Genomic DNA, 18,320 nt, shown 5'->3' with positions numbered 1-18,320 from the left:
CGCGCGTGAGCGACCAGTTCCCCCCACCTGGGCAGCCGGGCGAACAGCCCCCGACCCAGATGGCGCCGCCTGCGGGTGGCGCCCCTGTCCCGCCGTACGGCGCCCCGGGCCAGCAGCCGCCGCAGCAGCCGGGCTACCCGCCGCAGCCCCCGCAGCCCGCCGCGCCGGCCTACCAGCAGCCGCAGCAGCCCGGCTACCCCCAACCCGGCTACCCCCAGCAGCCCGCCGCTCCCGGCTACCCGGGTGGCGGCTACCCCGGCGGCCCGGGGGGCCCCGGCTTCCCGGCGCCCCCGGCCGGTGGCGGCGGCAAGAAGGGCCTGGTCATCGCGATCGTGGCCGGTGCCGTCGTGCTCGTCCTCGGGATCGTGGCGGTGCTCGCCTTCACCGTGTTCAAGGGTGACGACGACAAGCCCGCGGCCAAGGACGACACGTCGAAGACCGCGGAGCCGACCGACGACGCGACCGAGACCGACGAGCCCACCGACGAGCCGACGGAGACGGAGAGCACCGACGGCGCCGACGTGCCGACCGACGACCCGACGATCACGGCGCGGGCCTTCCTCGACTCGCTCCTCGAGGGCGACTGCCTGGCGGTCGAGGGCCTGACCACGCCGGAGTACTTCGCCTCGGAGTTCACCGACCAGGCCGGCTGCAAGGCGGTCGCGGGCAACCTCGAGATGTCCAACGCGGAATACACCTTCAAGGACCCGGAGCCGACGCTCGACGCCTATGTCGTCAACGTCTACGGCGACGTCTACGCGCCCAACACGGGCAAGACGCTCGACTCGACCTGGGCCCTCGACGGCAGCACCGGCAGCTGGCTGGTCAGCGGCTACAGCTACGTCGAGAAGTGATGCATCCGGCGCGACGGCGCGGCTCCCCGCGCCGTCGTGCCGCCCTGGGGGGACAGGACGCCGGGAGCGCTTCCCGCGTCGCCCCCAACGCCGGCCGGCGTTGGGTTCACGAGCCGATCATGGGGACGAAGTATCGTGGCGAGTGACGGTGTGCTCCGGATCACACGTCGCGCCACCCCTGTGACGGACCCGGACCACTGACCAACCCGACCCGTGCCGCGGCGACCCCGCAGGCGGCGGATGCAAGGAGTGGCGAATGACCGACCCCGTCTTCGGACCGGCACCCGAACGCGCGCCCGATCCCGAGCTCGTCCAGCTGCTCACACCTGAGGGCGAGCGGGTCCACCACCCCGGCTTCGACGTCGACTTCAGCGCCGACGAGCTGCGCGGGTTCTACCGCGACATGGTCCTCGTGCGCCGCCTCGACGTCGAGGCGACCGCGTTGCAGCGCCACGGCGAGCTCGGCCTGTGGGCCCAGCTGCTGGGACAGGAGGCCGCGCAGATCGGAGCCGGCCGCGCCCTGGCCCCCCAGGACTTCGTCTTCCCGACCTACCGCGAGCACGGCGTCGCCTGGTGCCGCGGGGTCGACCCGGTCCGGCTGCTCGCGCTGTTCCGCGGCGTCGACCAGGGCAGCTGGGACCCGGCCGAGCACAACTTCGGCCTCTACACGATCGTCATCGGCGCGCAGACACTTCACGCCACCGGCTACGCCATGGGCGTGCAGCGCGACGGGCTGGTCGGCACCGGCGACCCCGAGCGCGACACCGCCGTGGTCGCCCACTTCGGTGACGGCGCCTCCTCGCAGGGCGACGTCAACGAGGCGTTCGTCTTCGCCGCCTCGTTCAACGCGCCGGTCGTGTTCTTCTGCCAGAACAACCAGTGGGCGATCTCCGAGCCGTTCGAGCGGCAGTCCCGGATCCCGCTCTACCGCCGCTCCCACGGCTTCGGCTTCCCGGGCATCCGGGTCGACGGCAACGACGTGCTGGCGACGTACGCCGTCACGAAGGCCGCGCTGCAGCGGGCGCGCGAGGGCCAGGGGCCGATCCTGATCGAGGCCTACACGTACCGGATGGGCGCCCACACCACCACCGACGACCCGACCCGCTACCGGCTCAGCGACGACGTCGAGCACTGGAAGCTCAAGGACCCGATCGCCCGGCTCGAGGTCTACCTGCGCCGCAACGGCATGGCCGACGACGCGTTCATGGCCGAGGTCGCGGCCGAGGCCGACGCGCTCGGCGAGCGGATGCGCCGTGAGTGCCACGCGCTCCCGGATCCCTCGCCCCACGACCTGTGGGACCTGGTGCACGCCGAGAAGACGGTCGAGCTGGCGGCCCAGCAGGCGGAGTACGACGCGCACGCCGCGTCGTACGAGGAGGTGTCGTGATGACCACGATGACCCTGGCCAAGGCGCTCAACGCCGGCCTGCGCAAGGCGATGGAGGACGACGACAAGGTCGTCGTCATGGGCGAGGACGTCGGCCGGCTCGGCGGCGTCTTCCGGATCACCGACGGCCTGCAGAAGGACTTCGGCGACGCCCGGGTGATCGACACGCCGCTGGCCGAGTCCGGCATCGTCGGCACCGCGGTCGGCCTGGCGATGCGCGGCTACCGGCCCGTGGTGGAGATCCAGTTCGACGGCTTCGTCTACCCGGCCTACGACCAGATCGTGTGCCAGGTCGCCAAGCTGCACTTCCGCAGCCAGGGGCGGGTGAAGGTCCCGATGGTCATCCGGATCCCGTTCGGTGGCGGCATCGGGGCGGTCGAGCACCACAGCGAGTCGCCCGAGGCGCAGTTCGTGCACACGCCCGGGCTCAAGGTGGTCGCCTGCTCCAACCCGGCCGACGCGTACGCGATGATCCAGCAGGCGATCCACGCCGACGACCCGGTCGTCTTCCTGGAGCCCAAGCGGCTCTACCACTCCGCGAAGGCCGACGTCGACGAGTCGGCGCCGCCCGCGCCGCTGTGGCAGTCCCGGGTGGTCCGCCCCGGATCCGACGCGACGCTCGTCGCCTACGGCCCGACCGTGTCGACCTGCCTCGACGCGGCGACCGTCGCCGCCGAGGAGGGCCGCTCGCTCGAGGTCATCGACCTGCGCACCCTCTCCCCGCTCGACCTCGTCCCGGTGCACGAGTCCGTGCGTCGTACCGGACGCCTGGTGGTCGTCCACGAGGCCCACGTGACCCTCGGGGTCGGGGCCGAGATCGCCGCGCGGGTCACCGAGGAGTGCTTCCACTCGCTGGAGGCGCCGGTGCTGCGCGTCGGCGGCTTCGACACCCCCTACCCACCCGCCCGCATCGAGGAGGCGTTCCTGCCCGACCTCGACCGGGTCCTCGACGCCGTCGACCGGACCTTCGGGTTCTGAGGAGAGCTGCCATGGCCGTGAACGAGTTCAAGCTCCCCGACGTCGGCGAAGGCCTCACCGAGGCCGAGATCGTGGCCTGGCGGGTCAAGGAGGGCGACGTCGTCGCGATCAACGACATCGTCGTGGAGATCGAGACCGCCAAGTCGATCGTCGAGCTGCCCTCGCCGTACGCCGGCCACGTGCTGGCGCTGCTCGTCGGCGAGGGCGACACCGTCGAGGTCGGTACGCCGATCATCCGGATCGGCGAGCCCGGCGCGGTCCCGCCGCCCCCGGCCTCCGAGGTGCCGTCCGCGCCCCGGGCGAGCGAGCCCATCGACACCAACATCCCGCCGGAGGGGAACGCCACCCTGGTCGGCTACGGCCCCAAGCAGCGCGCGCTCAAGCGACGGGCCCGCAAGGCGATGCCCGACGAGGTCCCGGCCGTCGTCGTACCCGGGCCGGTCGACGAGCCGGCCCGTCCGATCCGCGCCCTCGCCAAGCCGCTGGTCCGGCGCCTGGCGCGCGACCTCGGCGTCGACCTGTCCTCGCTGGTGCCGACGGGCCAGAAGGGCACCGTCAGCAAGGAGGACGTGCTCGCCGCCGCCGGCTCCGCCACGCCGACCGCCCCTCCTGCCACCCGCGCTGCGGCGCCCGTGGCCGTCGACCCCGCCGGCCGTGAGACCCGCGAGCCGATCAAGGGCGTCCGCAAGAACATGGCCGCTGCCATGGTCGCCTCCGCCTACACCGCACCCCACGTCACCGAGTGGGTCACCGTCGACGCGACGGCCACCGTCGAGCTGGTCGCCCGGCTGCGCGAGCGCCGGGAGCTCGCGGGCGTGAAGGTCAGCCCGCTGCTCGTCGTCGCGCGGGCCTGCCTGCTCGCGATGCGTCGTACGCCGCTCATCAACTCCACCTGGGACGAGGCCGCCCAGGAGGTCGTGGTCAAGCACTACGTCAACCTCGGCATCGCCGCCGCCACCCCGCGTGGCCTGGTCGTGCCCAACATCAAGGACGCCCACGCCCTCAGCCTGGTCGAGCTCGCCCAGGCCCTCGAGACGCTCACCGCCACCGCTCGAGAGGGCCGCACCCAGCCGACCGACCTGGCCGGCGGGTCGTTCACGATCACCAACGTCGGCGTGTTCGGCGTCGATGGCGGCACCCCGATCATCAACCCCGGCGAGTCCGCGATCCTGTGCCTGGGCGCCATCAAGCCGCAGCCGTGGGTCGTGGGCGACCAGGTCGTGCCGCGCCAGGTGATGACCCTGTCGCTGTCCTTCGACCACCGCCACGTCGACGGCGCCACCGGCTCGCAGTTCCTCGCCGACGTCGCCGACCTGGTGAGCGACCCCGCCACGGCGCTCCTGTTCTGACTCGACGACGAGAGCTGTGGACGAGCGTTCGCCCGTGCCGGACCGGGCCGGTAGAACGGCGGCATGTCCGCACCCGACCCGCCTGAGACGCTCGGTCCCTACCGGATCCTGCGGCACCTCGGGCGTGGCGGCATGGGCACGGTGCACGAGGCCGTCGACACGGCGCTGGGCCGCCACGTCGCGCTCAAGCTGATCCTCCCGGAGCTCGCCGACGACCCGGACCTCCGTGCCCGGTTCGTCCGCGAGGCCCGGGCCCAGGCGTCGCTCGACTCGCCCCACGTGGTGCAGGTCTTCGCCCACGGCGAGATCGACGGCCGGCTCTTCCTCGCCAGCCAGCTGGTGCCCGACGGCGACCTGGGGGCGGCGCTGCGACGGCACGGCCCGCTGCCCGAGCGCGAGGCGGTCGACCTCGTCGCGCAGGTCGCCGACGGGCTCGCCGAGGCCCACCGAGCGGGCATGGCGCACCGCGACGTCAAGGCGTCCAACGTGCTGCTGCGCCGACGGGGCACCCACACCGTCGCCTACCTCGCGGACTTCGGGATCGCCGTCCCTGCGCAGGCAGACGCCGCCGTCGACGACGTCCGGGCGCTGGTGCGGCTGCTGCGCGAGCTCCTCGCCGACACGCCGACCCAGGCGCTCGCGGGAGTCCTCGCCGAGCCGCCCGCCACGGCTGCCGGGCTGCGCGACGCGCTCCGGGCCGCGCCCAGCCGGCGGTCGCGCCGGCGCTGGGTCGCGATCGTCGTCGCTGCCGTGCTGGCCCTGAGCGCCGCGGCGGCGTTCGGCGTGCCTCGCAGGCACGACCCGGAGCCGGACGCCGTGGCGAGGCTCGCCCGCAGCCTCGAGCGCGACGCCGGCCTCGACCGGACGACGGCGCGCTGCACCGCCCGCGCCCTCGTCGCCACCCACGGCACCGCTGGTCTGCGGGACGTCCCGGTCGACGAAGCCCTCACCGCGGCGGCGGGCTGCCTGTGGGCCGACCCGCGTCGGGTCAACCCGCGCGACGGGCCCGCTTGACGGCGTACATCGCCGCGTCGGCCTGCCGGAACGCCTCCCGGACGGTGCGCTCGCCCGGACCCGTGAACGCGTGGCCGAGGGAGGCCTCGACGCCGTGCTGGTTGAGGGCGTGCACGAACCGCGCGTAGTGCGCGGTCAGCTCGGTGACAGGCACGTTGTTGGAGAGGACGACGAACTCGTCACCGCCGTAGCGTGCGACCCGGTCCCGGTCGGTCGCGGCGAGCCGCAGGGCGTCGGCCGCACGGCGGAGCAGCTCGTCGCCGGCCTCGTGGCCCGCGGTGTCGTTGACCTCCTTGAGGCCGTCGATGTCGAGCACCGCGACGGCCACCGGGTCGCCGAAGGCGTCGACGCGCTCCTGGGCGTCCGCGACCAGGCCGTCCCAGCCGCGGCGGTTCATCAGTCCGGTCAGTGCGTCGGTGTCGGCGAGCGCGGTCGCCAGCAGCTCCGCGCGCCGGCCCCTGTCCGCCGCGCGGGCGGCGGCGAGGTGGCTGGCCAGCAGGTGGCTGAGCGTCTCGACCAGGTCGTCGTCGACCGCGGCCGGGTCGGGCAGCGGACTGTCCCCGACCCCGCACAGGATGCCGAACAGGTCGCCGTGGTCGTCGCGGATCGGGTACCCGACGTAGGCCCGGACGGCCGGCGAGTCCGGCAGCCCGGCGTACGACGCATCGAGGGTCGAGTCGGGTACGACGTGCCCGGCGCCGAGGGTCATCTGGCGGCAGAAGGTGTCGTCCCACCGCACGCGGTCGCCGGTGCCGATCAGGCCGTGCCCGTGCACGTGGACGTGGACCTGCTCGCCGCCGGCCACCCGCGACACCGACCAGTTCGTCAGCGGGGTGCGCCGGGCCAGGTAGCCGACGACGCGCCGGGCAGCCTCGGTGAAGCTGTCAGGTGCGGGCACGTCGGACGTCATGGCCGCCTCCGATCTGCCGCAGAGTCCTGGAAGCCCCTTGATCGGCAGCGGAGACGACGACCTGAGCCCATTGCGCAGGCTCAGCCGTCGGTGACCCGGATCAGCCCGACGATCGTGGCGACGTACAGCGCGCCGTCCGGACCCAGGTAGATCGACGCGTAATGGTTGTTCCACTGGATGCCCGTGCCCGTCAGCCGGCTCCAGCGGGTCTCGCCGGTGCGGATGTCGATCGCGGTGACGTACCACGGGTCGACGAGGTTGCCCTTGGGCTTGGAGTAGACGTAGACGAGCCCGTTGCCGAGCGAGGCCTTCGGCACCGACGTCGGTGCGCTGGTCGGGTTGGTCCAGGCGACGTGGCAGCCCTCGGGGTCGATCATCACCCGCGAGACTCCGGGGGTCGTGGTCTTGCCGAGGAGCGTGGACTGCACGCCGGCGTACCCGTAGTTGTTCTCGATGATCAGCGACTCCCCGGCGGCGACCAGGCTGTTCTCGGTCGTGCTCGCGCCCGGTGCCAGTACGGGGATCGAGCAGTGCTCGCGGTCGGCGACGCCCTTGCGGCGGTCGTAGACGATGACGTGGCTGCGCGGCTCGGCGTTGTCGGCGATCGCGATCCACCGTTCGCCGATCAGGGTCGGCGACGTGCCGGAGCCCTGCGAGAGCATGCCGGGCTTCTTCACGCTGCCGCGGTCGTAGGGGATCGCCCAGGTGATCTGCGGGGTGCCGTCGTCGGCAGCGTCGAGGCGGTACGACCGGTGGGTCGACACGAAGTAGACGCCACCGGTCTCGTCGGTGGAGACGGAGTTGAAGATCCCCTCGCCCTCGGGCAGCTCCAGCGCCCTGACCAGGCCGGTCGTGCGGTCGAGGGTGCCGACGGTGCCCTGCTGGCTGAACCACCACACCCGGCCGGCCCAGTCGACGCCGGTCGCGACCAGGCAGTCGTCGGCGCCGAGGTGCGTGGCGAGCAGCCAGGTCCGCCCCCGGGTGAGTGACCCATCGGCGTTGACGGTGACCTCGGCGATCGACGAGTCGGTCGTCGTCGCGTACGCGCGGTCCTGGCCGTCGAGGAAGAAGTAGGTGCCGCCGCAGATGTCGGTCAGCGGGTTCGCGCCGGACAGCAGGTCGCGCTGCGAGAGCTGGAGCTGCGAGACGGCGCGCAGCGTGACGGGGTCGATCACCATCAGCGTGAAGCCCTCGAGCCCGCCGCAGAGCCCGACGATCCGGTCGTGCGAGTCGAACGCCATCGTGGCGCACTCCCGGACGCCGTACGACGCGGTGCTCACCTGCAGGTTGCGGCCGAGCGGCCCGGAGACGGCGTACGCGTCGGAGCTGTAGGGGTCGTTGTGCATGCTGCTGCGCCCGTTGGGCGCGAGGTACGGGTTCTGCGGGATCGGCGGAGCGTCGAGCGGCTGCGCGGTGACCGGGGCGCCCGTGAAACGGGGGGCGAGCAGGTCGGTCGGCAGGGAGGGGATCGGCAGGCCGGGGATCGTCGGCAGGGCCGGCAGGCCCGGCAGCCCGAGATCGGCGTGGGCCGGTGCCGCCGGCAGGACGCCGAGGGACAGGGCGAGGGCTGCGGCGATCACCTCGGCCGCGACGCGGAGCATGCGCATCCCGGGAGAGTAGAACGCGTTCCAGTTTCTTGGGAAGGGCTGGTGCTCCCCGAGGCTGTGGCAGCCCCCGCCGCCCCGTTCGCCCGCTCGATCACCTGAGCAGGTCGACGAGCGCGTCGCCGTGGGTCAGCTGCGGATGGTGCCCGGCGCCCGGCACCGAGACCAGCTCCACGTTCGGACGTGACGCCAGCTCCTCGAGCGCACCGGCGCAGAGCGGGTCGTCGCTCCCCGTGACGATGCGGACAGGTCCGCCGAATCGCCCGAGTGCCTCGCGCAGCTCGGCTCGCCACTGCTCCGATCCCGCGAGTGCGAGCTGCTCGGCCACCCTCGCGGCGCTGCTCCGTCGCAGGTCGCTGACGCTGGACTCGAGAGCGCCGGCGCCCGCGTCCGTGCCGCCCAGCTGGCGTGCGAGTCGCGCGGGGTCCGTGCGTCGCAGGTAGGTACGCACGAGCGGCCGCAGCCGGGATGTGGCGCCCATGGGGGCCTGGAGGAAGAACGGTGCGACCAGCGTGAGCGACTCCACCTTCGCCGGGTACCGGTCGGCGGCGACCACCGCCGCAGCCGCGCCGATGGAGTGGCCGATGAGGTCGGTCGGCTCCTCGAGCACGGCCGGCAGCCACTGCGCCCAGTCCCGGACGCCGGTCCCGCCGCTGAGCCCGAGTCCGGGCAGGTCGACGACGCGCGCGCCGATGCCCGACGCGACGTCGGCCCAGGTGTCCGCGTTGACCGGCAGGCCCGGAAGGATCAACCGGCGGGACCCGGGGGCGCCGAGCTCGAACGTCCGCAGGCCGCCGGCCGAGACGAATCGACGGCCAGCTCCCGTGGCGGCGCCGAAGCGATGCGCGGCGAGGTGGTCGGCCCATCGTTCGAGGGACACCATGACGTCGGGCATCTCGATCCCGTGCCGCTCGGCGAGCTCGAGGGCGGACCTCGTCGGGTAGCGGTCCGCGGACAGGAAGCCGAGCGTCTCGGGATCGGCCTTGGTGAGCCAGCGGGGGAGCCGCTTGACCGCACCGACCGGTATCCGCAGGCGCGGCACCTTCGCGCCGAGATGGCGGCCGACGTGCGTGAGCAGGTCGGCCAGCGGCGGGGTGTCGTCGTCGAGGACCCAGTAGGCCTGGCCGGCGGCCGCGGGATCCGTCGCTGCGGCCACCATGAATGCCGCCAGGTAGTCGACGGTGAGGACGGGCAGGAAGGTGGAGTCGTTGCCGGGCAGCGCTGTCAGGGCGCCGTCCCAGACCTGCTCGACGGAGGTGGCCAGGCCGATCTGCTGGTCGGTCTCGCCCGTCACGCTGTCGCCGATGACGGTGGCCGGGTTGACGATGGTCCACGCGACTCCGCGCTCGACGGCGCGGGCCTGGAAGATCGCGTCGGACTCCATCTTCGACGCCTCGTACGCGCCGAGCTCGGCGTAGGTCGCGGCCCGGCGCTCCTCGGACCACGGCACCGCCGCCGGGTCCTGCCCGCCGACGCGGTAGCCCGAGACGTACACGACCCGCTGCAGGTCGGGGATCCCGGCGGCGAGGTCGAGCACCTTCTCGACGAGGCCCACGTTGGCGCTGCGAGCCTCCTCGGCGCTCATGCCGAACCGGAAGGCACCCGCGCAGTTGTGGATCTCGGTGACGTCGGCGAAGGCTGCGGCGCCCCCGGGCACGATCTCGGCGGCGTCGAAGTCGACGGTCGTCGTCCTGATGCTGCGCATGAGTCCGTGGTCGCGGAGCCACTCCTGGACACGGGCTCCGGACTCGGGCGAGCGGACCGCCGCGGTCACCTCGGCGCCGGCGTTGGCGAGCGTGAGGACCAGGTGCCGGCCGATCAGGCCCGAGGCACCGAAGACCAGCGCGTGGCGTGTGGCGTCGTGGGTGGTCATCGCGTCCCTCCGGGGGTCTGGCAGCGCTGGTCGATGAGCTCCGCCACGACGTCGGCGGCGGACTCCAGGGGCTGGGTGCTGCGCAGGGCGCGCGAGACGATGACCGCGCCCTCGATCGTCGAGACGACGACGGTCGCGAGGGAGTGGGCCTCGTCGGGGGCGACCCCGCTGGCCTCGAGGAACGCGGCGGTGGGGGAGATCCACGACTCGAACGCGGTCGCGCAGGCCTGCCGCAGCCGCTCGCTCTCCGCGCCCATCTCCAAGGTGACCACCGAGACCGGGCACCCCAGCCGGAAGTCGCTCTCGGCGACGATGGTCGTCAGGGCCTCGATCGCATGGCGGACGGCCTCGGCCGGGCCGCCGGCGTCGGCGGCCGCCTCGACGATCAGCGCCTCGAACCGCTGGGCCGCGAGCTCGACCGCCGCGACGCCCAGGCCCTCCTTGCCCTCGGGGAAGTGGAAGTAGATCGACCCCCGGGGCGCTTCGGCGTGCTCGATCACGGCGTTGAGCCCCGTGCCGCTGTAGCCGCTGGTCTGGATGAGCTCGAGCATGGACTCTGCGAGGCGCGCCTTCGTCAGGTCTCCCTTGGATGCCATGGCTTAAGAATAGACCGGTCTACATATTTTTCAAGACGACGGATCCCGGCGCACGCCATGACCTGCGCCACCTAGTCGCGCGACGGGGTGTCGGGATCGAGCAGCCACGCGTCGAAGAAGTCCGAGAGCTCCTCGCCCGTCGTCTGCTCGATCCAGTCGACGTACTCGCGCCGGTCGGCCGTGCCGTTGGCCTCCCGCGCGGGCCACTCGCGCAGCACCTCGAAGAACTTCCTCTCGCCGACCCGCTCCCGCAGCTCCTGCCACATCAGCGCCGGCCCGTAGTAGATGTTGCCGTCGCCGAACCGCGTGGGGTCGAAGGCGCCGGGCGGCCCGGACTCGGCGCGCAGGTCGGACTCGAAGGCCGCCCACTCGTCCGTCTTGCGCACCATCGTGGTGCCCTCCTGCTCGGCCTCCCACATGCCCTGCAGGTACATCGCCATGCCCTCGTTCATCCACACGTCCGACCAGTCCGCGGGCGTCACCGTGTCGCCGTACCAGTGGTGCGCGGCCTCGTGCACGAGCACCGCCTCGGAGAGGCTGTACGGCGAGTCGCCCAGCGTGACCATGGTCTGGGTCTCCATGCCGCTGTCGTTGTCGACGACGAGCACCCCGAAGCTGTCGAACGGGTACGGGCCGAGCCGCTTCTCCAGCCAGTCGATCGCGTCGGGGGTCTTCGCGGTGTCGCCGGGGAGGGGGTCGCCGTCGGCGTCCGCCCACACCTGGATCGGCACGCCGCTCGCCGAGGTCAGGTCCGTGTGCTGGTAGCGGCCGAACGCCACCGTGACGAGGTACGACGCCGCCGGCTCCGCGAGGTGCCAAGTGTTCACGCTGCGCCCGCCCTCGGTGGTCGAGGAGACGAGCACGCCGTTGGCCACGCCGGACATCGGCGCCGGGGCGGTGAGGGTGAAGTCGTAGAGGGCCTTGTCGGAGGGCTGGTCGTTGACGGCGTACCAGGTGAAGGCGCCGTAGGGCTCCTGCAGCGTCCAGGTCTCGTGCTCGGGCGTGGTGCTCCACCCGACGCCCTGCGCGAAGTCGGCGCGCTGGCTGGGGGCGGGTGCCGAGGCGGGCGAGCCGGCGTACTCCAGCACCAGCTCGTACTGCTGCTCGGCGACCAGGGGGTGCGCGATCGTGAGGTCGTTGCCCTCGACGCTCACCTCTGCGGCCGCGCCGTCGACGGTGGCGGACGAGATCGCCAGCTGCTCGTTGAAGTCGAGGGGGATCTGCGGTGCGTCGCCGGTCGCGCGGAAGGTGAGCGTCTCGCGCGCGGTGAGGCGATCGGCGTCGGGTGCCCAGGTCAGGTCGAGGCCGTAGTGCAGTGCGTCGACCAGCGGGTTGCCGAGCTCGGGGTAGACCGAGTCCGCCCGGGTGTCGCTGCGCGCGATCGCGAGGTCGCCGGCTGCCGCCGTGTTGCTGGGGGAGCTGGTCGGTGCGGCCGACGACGCCCCTCCGGGGACTGCGGCGCCTCCGGAGGCCTGGCCTGCGCAGGCCGCGAGCGCCAGGCAGCACGCAGCTGCGGCGGCCAGACCAGCGCTCCGCGTCATGGACGCATCATGCCGCCTCCCGGAATCTGACAGGGATTCACCTTTCCCGTCACCTCCGCGCCGGACCGTCGTTGGAGCAGTGATCGGGGTCACTGAGGTGTGCCCGGGACCGGGAGGTGAAGTGGTGGACGAAGCACAGGTCGCACGCCCCCAGGGGTGGCAGCGGGTCGGGCTGGCCGCGCTCGTCGCGCTGTCCGTGGTCGGGGTCGCGCTCGCGGTGCCGGCGTCGGGATCGGGCGACGGCACGACGACGCTCGCCTCCGCCGCCGAGCAGCAGAAGTCCGACCTCGGCGTCCCGCACGACGACGCCCTGCTCCCTCCCCACGACCACAACGACCCGAGGACCAAGAACGAGGTCGCCCGCGGCCTCGCGGTCGGCGAGGACGTCGTCGACCCCACCACGGCGCGCGAGCGCAAGGCGGCGGCGTCGTACGTCGACACCGAGCGCGCCCTGCCCGACCCGAAGCTGGTCCCCACCGCCGCCTACCCGCCCCGCACCGCCGTGCCCGCCGACCGCTACGCGATGGCCGGCGGCTGCTACACGCTCTCCGCGGGCGGCGCCTCCTTCGGCCCCTACTACTTCAAGGCCACCCGCCTCGGCGGCTACCTGCTGCACACCCCGACCGGTGAGCTGACGCGCGGCGGCACCGGTGCGGTCGCGGTCGCGGCGAAGCCCAGCCCGCAGGCCGACTGGACCGTCGCCGGCGGCAACGGCGCCTTCACCTTCCAGATCGACGGCGCCGGTGCGCTCGTCGCCCAGGGTGGCGCGCTCACCAGCGGTGCGTCCGGCACCACCTTCCAGGTCGCGCTCGCCGGCGGCTGCCCGGAGTACCCCGAGGCCGACGTCAACGTCTCCGGCGAGCCGTTCGGCGGCGCCACGCCGTACCAGGAGGTGCGCGGTTTCGTCGACGCCCACACCCACGGCATGGCCTTCGAGTTCCTCGGCGGCAAGGTGCACTGTGGCCGCCCGTGGCACGAGTACGGCGCGCCGTACGCCCTCGACGACTGCGCCGACCACAAGATCACCGGCGGCAAGGGCGCGCTGCTCGAGTCCGTGCTCTCCGGCAAGCCGTCCCACGACCCGGTCGGCTGGCCGACGTTCAAGGACTGGCCGGCGCCCGAGTCGCTGACCCACGAGGGCACCTACTACCGCTGGCTCGAGCGGGCCTGGCGGGGTGGCGAGCGGCTGTTCGTCAACCTGCTCGTCGAGAACAACAAGCTCTGCCAGCTGTACCCGCTGAAGAAGAACTCCTGCGACGACATGACCTCGATCCGGCTCCAGGCCAAGGACATGCACACGATGCAGGACTACATCGACGCCCAGTTCGGTGGTCCGGGCAAGGGCTTCTACCGGATCGTGAAGGACCCGTTCGAGGCGCGGCGCGTGATCAACGCCGGCAAGATGGCCGTCGTCATGGGCATCGAGACGTCGATCCCGTTCGGCTGCACCTACAAGACCCTGCTCGGGCGCGACTTCCCGGCCTGCACGCCGCAGGAGATCGACGCCAACCTCGACGAGATGCAGGCGCTCGGCGTTCGCCAGATGGAGCTCGTCAACAAGTTCGACAACGCGTTGGCGGGTGTCGCCGGCGACGCGGGCGCGATCGGGCCGCTGGTCAACGCCGCGAACTTCCTCGAGACCGGCACGTTCTGGGCGATGGAGCACTGCGAGCCGGCCGACGGCGAGTCGGCCGACAACGCGCAGATCACGATCCCCGACATCACCGCGGGTCAGCAGGACGCGCTCTTCGGTGCGCTCGGCAAGGTGCTCGGCCTGCTCCCTGCGCTGCCGCTCTACCCGCAGCCCGCGCACTGCAACAAGCGCGGCCTCACCGAGCTCGGCGTGCACACGATCGAGGGGCTCGCGAAGCGCAAGATGGTCTTCGACCCCGACCACCTCTCGGTCAAGGCGCGCTCCGCCTCGATGGACGTCATCGAGGACCTGCGGTACGCCGGTGTGATCTCCAGCCACTCGTGGTCGACGCCCGACACCTACCCGCGCATCTACCGGGCCGGCGGGTTCATCACGCCGTACGCCGGCGACTCGACCGGCTTCGTCGCCAAGTGGCGCCGCCACCTCGGCTGGGCCGACCCGCGCTACTACTTCGGCTTCGGCTTCGGCGCCGACATCAACGGCCTCGGCGCGCAGGGCAACCCGCGTGGCGCCGACGTACCCAACCCGGTGCGGTACCCGTTCACCGGCCTCGGTGGCGTGACGATCGACAGGCAGCGCGCCGGGGAGCGGGTGTGGGACATCAACAAGGACGGCGTCGCGCAGTACGGCCTCTACCCGGACTGGGTCGAGGACCTGCGCCGGGTCGCCGACGCCCAGCACCCCGGCGACGGCGCGAAGATCGTCGACGACATGGCCCGCGGTGCCGAGGCGTACCTGCAGATGTGGGAGCGCGCGTACGGCGTGCGGCCCGACTCGTGCCGCAACCCGAACCTGCGGATGTCTCTCGCGAAGGCGAGGAAGCTCGGCAAGCGGATGGTGCGCAAGCACCTGACGACCGACCAAGTGATCGCCGCCGTCGGCCAGCCGTACCTTCGCCTCGACAGGCAGTTCACCTTCTGTGCCCAGGCCCGGAAGGTGAGGAAGGACGGCACCAGGACCAAGAAGATGGTCAAGGTGAGCGTCGCGGTGAAGCTCAGGGCCGACGGGACCGTGAGGAAGGTCAAGTACCACCGGTGAGGCAAGCGTCACGGCGCCGGGAAGTTACCTGCCGGTAGTATCCGCGGTGCTCACTGCGTCCGCGCACGTGGGTAAGGCTTGCCTATCACGATCGGGACCGCCCGTCGGCACTAGGCTCGTCGGGCGCACTCCTGTGCGCGCCCCTTGACTCCCTGCCGGATGAGGAGCTGTTGGACACCATGCAGATCGTTGCGATCGTCGTCTCCCTGGCCGTCTCGGTCGTCGCGGTCGTGCTGACCGCGCGCGCCGTGCGCTCGATGCTCGGCGTGATCAAGCGCGGCCAGCCGGCGCCCGGGCGCACCGGCAACCCGGCCGGCCGCACGCTGACCATGCTGAAGGAGACGGTCCTCCACACGCGCATGCTGCAGTGGACGTGGGTCGGCATCCTGCACTGGTTCGCCTTCGCGGCCTTCATCGCGCTCTCGACCGCCGTGGCTGCGGCGTTCCCGCAGCTGTTCGACCCCGAGTGGACGATCCCGGTCCTCGGCAAGTTCTTCCTCTACGAGTGGGTGGCCGAGATCCTCGGCCTGCTCGGGTCGCTGGCGATCATCCCGCTGATCGTCTACCGGCTCACCCACCGTCCCGAGAGCCTCGGGCGCAAGAGCCGCTTCTTCGGATCGACGATGTGGCAGGCCTACTTCGTCGAGGCCATGGTCCTCCTGGAGAGCTCCGCGATCCTCTTCATCCGCGGCGCCGAGTACAACCTGGCCAAGGCGCACGGCGGTGAGGCCGCCGAGCACGCCGACGGCTTCCACTTCCCGGTCTCGCAGTTCTTCGGCAACCTCTACCCGACCGGCCACGACTCGATCGGGACGCTCGAGAACATCATCTTCTTCATCGCGATGGTGAAGATCACCTCCGCGATGATCTGGCTGATCGTGATCTCCTCGAACCTCACCATGGGTGTGGCCTGGCACCGCTTCACCGCCTGGTTCAACATCTGGTTCAAGCGCGAGGAGAGCGGTCGTACGGCGCTCGGCGCGGTCAAGCCGCTGACCTCCGGCGGCAAGCCGATCACGCTCGACGACGTCGACGACCTCGACGAGGACGCCGTCCTCGGCGTCGGCTCCATCTGGGACTTCTCCTGGAAGGACATCCTCGACTTCACGACCTGCACCGAGTGCGGTCGCTGCCAGTCGCAGTGCCCCGCCTGGAACACCGAGAAGCCGCTCTCGCCCAAGCTGATGATGATGGCGATGCGCGAGCACGCGTACGCCGCCGCCGGTGGCGTCGAGGGCGCCGCCGAGAAGGCGCTGGTCGGCTCGGCCGGCGAGGGGGAGTGGTTCTACAACCCCGAGGGCGGCGACTTCGTCGTCGACGAGGACGCCCTGTGGGCCTGCACCAACTGCGGTGCCTGCGTGCAGCAGTGCCCGGTCGACATCGAGCACGTCGACCACTTCGTCGACATGCGCCGCTACCAGGTGCTCGTCGAGTCGAACTTCCCCTCCGAGCTCAACGGCCTCTTCAAGGGCCTGGAGAACAAGGGCAACCCGTGGAACATGTCGCCGACGGCGCGCCTCGACTGGGCCAAGGACCTGCCCTTCGAGGTCAAGGTCGTCGGCGACCAGATCGAGGACCTCGAGTCCGTCGACTGGCTGTTCTGGGTCGGCTGCGCCGGTGCCTACGAGGACCGGGCCAAGAAGACCACCCGCGCGGTCGCGGAGCTGCTCGACCTCGCCGGCGTCTCGTTCGGCGTGCTCGGCAACGGTGAGACCTGCACGGGCGACTCCGCCCGCCGCGCCGGCAACGAGTTCGTGTTCCAGGGCCTGGCCCAGCAGAACATCGAGACGCTCAACGACGCCAAGGCGAAGAAGGTCGTCTCGACCTGCCCGCACTGCATGAACACCCTCAAGAACGAGTACCGCCAGCTCGGACTCGAGCTCGAGGTCATCCACCACACCCAGCTGCTCAACCGCCTCGTGCGCGAGGGCAAGCTGACGCCGGTCGCCACCGGCGCCGGTGCGCACAACCGCAAGATCACCTACCACGACCCGTGCTTCCTCGGTCGCCACAACCAGGTCTACACGCCCCCGCGCGACCTGCTGCAGATCCTCCCCGGCGCCGAGCTCGCCGAGATGGAGCGCTCGGCCGAGCGGTCCTTCTGCTGCGGCGCCGGTGGTGCCCGCATGTGGATGGAGGAGACCATCGGCGAGCGGATCAACCTGAACCGCACGGCCGAGGCGGTCGGCACCGGTGCCGACCAGGTCGCCGTCGGCTGCCCGTTCTGCCGCGTGATGCTCTCCGACGGCCTGACCAAGATGCAGGCCGACGGCGAGGCCCGCGAGGAGGTCGAGGTCCTCGACGTCGCGCAGATGCTGCTCGCGTCGGTCAAGGGCGAGCAGGCCACCAAGCTGCTGCCCGGTGAGGGCGCTCAGGTCGCCCCCAAGCCGGCCGCGGCCAAGGCTGCCCAGCCGGTCGAGACCAAGGCGGAGCCGGAGGCCGGCGACGTCACGATCACCGAGGACACCGTCGTCGCCACCGAGGACGTCGGCCCCGCGGCCAAGGCGTCGGGCGGCTCGTCGATGTTCGACGACCCGGGCTCGATGTTCGACACCCCGGCCCCGGCGGCTCCTGCTGCATCGGCTGCGCCCGAGGCCAAGGCTGCTCCGGCGGAGAGCGGCTCGCTCTTCGACGACCCGGGCTCGCTCTTCGACACGCCTGCGGCGGCTCCGGCTGCCCCGGCCGAGGAGAAGCCTGCCGCTCCTGCCGGCGGCGGCTCCCTGTTCGACGAGGGCGGCTCGCTGTTCGACACCCCGGCGGCCGCCCCGGCTGCTCCGGCGGCTGCGCCGGCCGAGGCGCCGAAGGCCGAGCCGGCCCCGACGGCGGACCTCGGTTCCGGCGGGTCGCTGTTCGACCTGGCCGCCCCGGCGGAGGCTCCGAAGGCGGAGGCTCCGAAGGCGGAGGCTCCGAAGGCCGAGGAGCCGAAGGCGGCGGCGCCCGCCCCCGCCGCTCCGGCCCCGTCGGTCGACCTCAACGCCGGCGGTTCGCTGTTCGACATCGCCGCTCCGGCCGAAGCCGCCGCCCCGGCGGCCCCGGCCCCGGCGCCGGTCGTCGAGCAGGAGCCGGTCGAGGCCGAGGCCCGTGCCGAGGAGGCCGCCGTCGTCGAGGAGGCGCCCGCTCCCGCTGCGGCGCCCGCCGCCCCCGCGAGCACGCCGGCCACGGACGTCGACATCAACGCCATGGGCTCGCTGTTCGACATCCCCGCCCCGGCTGCCCCCGCGGCTCCCGCCACCCCGGCCCCCGCGCCGGTGGCGGCGGAGCCCGAGCCCGAGGTCGTCGCCGAGTCGGAGCCGGAGCCGGCCCCCGAGCCCGAGGCTCAGCCGGAGCCGGAGCCGGAGCCGGAGCCGGAGCCGGAGGCCGTGGTCGAGGCGGCCCCCGCCCCGGCAGCGCCCGCGGCCCCCGCCGCCCCGGCGTCGTACTCCGGCGAGGCCCACCAGCCGCGCACGGACGTCGACATCAACGCCGCGGAGTCCCTCTTCGACCTCTGAGGTCGCGAAGTGTGGAGCGTGGTGCCGCGACAGCG

12 protein-coding genes are annotated in these 18,320 nt (G+C 72.4%); 7 read left to right on the top strand and 5 right to left on the bottom strand.

Features of this window, described 5'->3' with window-relative positions; translation table 11 throughout:
- Positions 1 to 5: 5 nt before the first annotated feature.
- From BJ958_RS16830 to BJ958_RS16810, 5 genes are all read left to right on the top strand, one after another.
- Positions 6 to 854, top strand: coding sequence for a hypothetical protein (locus BJ958_RS16830; protein ID WP_179728075.1), 849 nt, complete (start codon positions 6 to 8; stop codon positions 852 to 854).
- Between the two features lie 256 nt (positions 855 to 1,110).
- Positions 1,111 to 2,241: a pyruvate dehydrogenase (acetyl-transferring) E1 component subunit alpha gene (pdhA, locus tag BJ958_RS16825; RefSeq protein ID WP_179728074.1), complete on the top strand. Its 1,131-nt coding sequence runs from the start codon at positions 1,111 to 1,113 to the stop codon at positions 2,239 to 2,241.
- Positions 2,241 to 3,218 carry an alpha-ketoacid dehydrogenase subunit beta gene (locus BJ958_RS16820; protein ID WP_179728073.1) on the top strand — a complete coding sequence of 326 codons (978 nt, stop codon included), beginning with the start codon at positions 2,241 to 2,243 and terminating at the stop codon, positions 3,216 to 3,218. Before pdhA ends, BJ958_RS16820 begins: the two co-directional genes overlap by 1 nt.
- A gap of 11 nt (positions 3,219 to 3,229) precedes the next feature.
- Positions 3,230 to 4,567, top strand: coding sequence for a dihydrolipoamide acetyltransferase family protein (locus tag BJ958_RS16815; protein WP_179728072.1), 1,338 nt, complete (start codon positions 3,230 to 3,232; stop codon positions 4,565 to 4,567).
- Between the two features lie 63 nt (positions 4,568 to 4,630).
- On the top strand, positions 4,631 to 5,581 hold the full coding sequence (locus tag BJ958_RS16810; RefSeq protein ID WP_179728071.1) for a serine/threonine-protein kinase: 951 nt from the start codon (positions 4,631 to 4,633) through the stop codon (positions 5,579 to 5,581).
- On the opposite strand, the gene BJ958_RS16805 is transcribed toward BJ958_RS16810, so the two are convergent.
- From BJ958_RS16805 to BJ958_RS16785, 5 genes are all read right to left on the bottom strand, one after another.
- On the bottom strand, positions 5,556 to 6,491 hold the full coding sequence (locus BJ958_RS16805; protein ID WP_179728070.1) for a GGDEF domain-containing protein: 936 nt from the start codon (positions 6,489 to 6,491) through the stop codon (positions 5,556 to 5,558). The genes BJ958_RS16810 and BJ958_RS16805 overlap by 26 nt on opposite strands.
- An 80-nt stretch (positions 6,492 to 6,571) precedes the next feature.
- The gene (locus BJ958_RS16800) at positions 6,572 to 8,098 is read right to left on the bottom strand and encodes a hypothetical protein (RefSeq protein WP_179728069.1); all 1,527 of its coding nucleotides are present in this window, start codon (positions 8,096 to 8,098) and stop codon (positions 6,572 to 6,574) included.
- A 91-nt stretch (positions 8,099 to 8,189) separates the two neighbouring features.
- Positions 8,190 to 9,968: an alpha/beta fold hydrolase gene (locus BJ958_RS16795; protein WP_179728068.1), complete on the bottom strand. Its 1,779-nt coding sequence runs from the start codon at positions 9,966 to 9,968 to the stop codon at positions 8,190 to 8,192.
- A complete protein-coding gene (locus BJ958_RS16790; RefSeq protein ID WP_218865815.1) occupies positions 9,965 to 10,564 on the bottom strand; it encodes a TetR/AcrR family transcriptional regulator in 600 nt (199 codons plus the stop codon). The genes BJ958_RS16795 and BJ958_RS16790 overlap by 4 nt, the downstream gene beginning before the upstream one ends.
- 71 nt (positions 10,565 to 10,635) lie before the next feature.
- Complete coding sequence (locus BJ958_RS16785; RefSeq protein ID WP_179728067.1) at positions 10,636 to 12,105, bottom strand: M1 family metallopeptidase; 1,470 nt, start codon at positions 12,103 to 12,105, stop codon at positions 10,636 to 10,638.
- A gap of 124 nt (positions 12,106 to 12,229) precedes the next feature.
- Between BJ958_RS16785 and BJ958_RS16780 the strand changes: the two genes are divergently transcribed.
- Together BJ958_RS16780 and BJ958_RS16775 are read left to right on the top strand one after the other, a co-directional pair.
- Positions 12,230 to 14,797 (top strand): hypothetical protein, encoded by a 2,568-nt coding sequence (locus tag BJ958_RS16780; protein ID WP_179728066.1) that lies wholly within the window; start codon positions 12,230 to 12,232, stop codon positions 14,795 to 14,797.
- A 179-nt stretch (positions 14,798 to 14,976) separates the two neighbouring features.
- A complete protein-coding gene (locus tag BJ958_RS16775; RefSeq protein ID WP_179728065.1) occupies positions 14,977 to 18,285 on the top strand; it encodes a (Fe-S)-binding protein in 3,309 nt (1,102 codons plus the stop codon).
- Positions 18,286 to 18,320 lie beyond the last annotated feature (35 nt).

The organism is Nocardioides kongjuensis, from assembly GCF_013409625.1.
GTDB lineage: Bacteria > Actinomycetota > Actinomycetes > Propionibacteriales > Nocardioidaceae > Nocardioides > Nocardioides kongjuensis.
The sequence above is the reverse complement of the archived record's forward strand: the minus strand, read 5'-3'. Positions and strand labels throughout refer to the sequence as shown.

Excerpts from the sequence above, each read along its gene's own strand:
- BJ958_RS16795 (WP_179728068.1), bottom strand. The coding sequence starts at position 9,968 with ATGACCACCCACGACGCCACACGCCACGCGCTGGTCTTCGGTGCCTCG.
- pdhA (WP_179728074.1), top strand. The coding sequence starts at position 1,111 with ATGACCGACCCCGTCTTCGGACCGGCACCCGAACGCGCGCCCGATCCC.
- BJ958_RS16805 (WP_179728070.1), bottom strand. The coding sequence starts at position 6,491 with ATGACGTCCGACGTGCCCGCACCTGACAGCTTCACCGAGGCTGCCCGG.
- BJ958_RS16810 (WP_179728071.1), top strand. The coding sequence starts at position 4,631 with ATGTCCGCACCCGACCCGCCTGAGACGCTCGGTCCCTACCGGATCCTG.
- BJ958_RS16820 (WP_179728073.1), top strand. The coding sequence starts at position 2,241 with ATGACCACGATGACCCTGGCCAAGGCGCTCAACGCCGGCCTGCGCAAG.
- BJ958_RS16785 (WP_179728067.1), bottom strand. The coding sequence starts at position 12,105 with ATGACGCGGAGCGCTGGTCTGGCCGCCGCAGCTGCGTGCTGCCTGGCG.
- BJ958_RS16775 (WP_179728065.1), top strand. The coding sequence starts at position 14,977 with ATGCAGATCGTTGCGATCGTCGTCTCCCTGGCCGTCTCGGTCGTCGCG.
- BJ958_RS16790 (WP_218865815.1), bottom strand. The coding sequence starts at position 10,564 with ATGGCATCCAAGGGAGACCTGACGAAGGCGCGCCTCGCAGAGTCCATG.
- BJ958_RS16815 (WP_179728072.1), top strand. The coding sequence starts at position 3,230 with ATGGCCGTGAACGAGTTCAAGCTCCCCGACGTCGGCGAAGGCCTCACC.
- BJ958_RS16800 (WP_179728069.1), bottom strand. The coding sequence starts at position 8,098 with ATGCGCATGCTCCGCGTCGCGGCCGAGGTGATCGCCGCAGCCCTCGCC.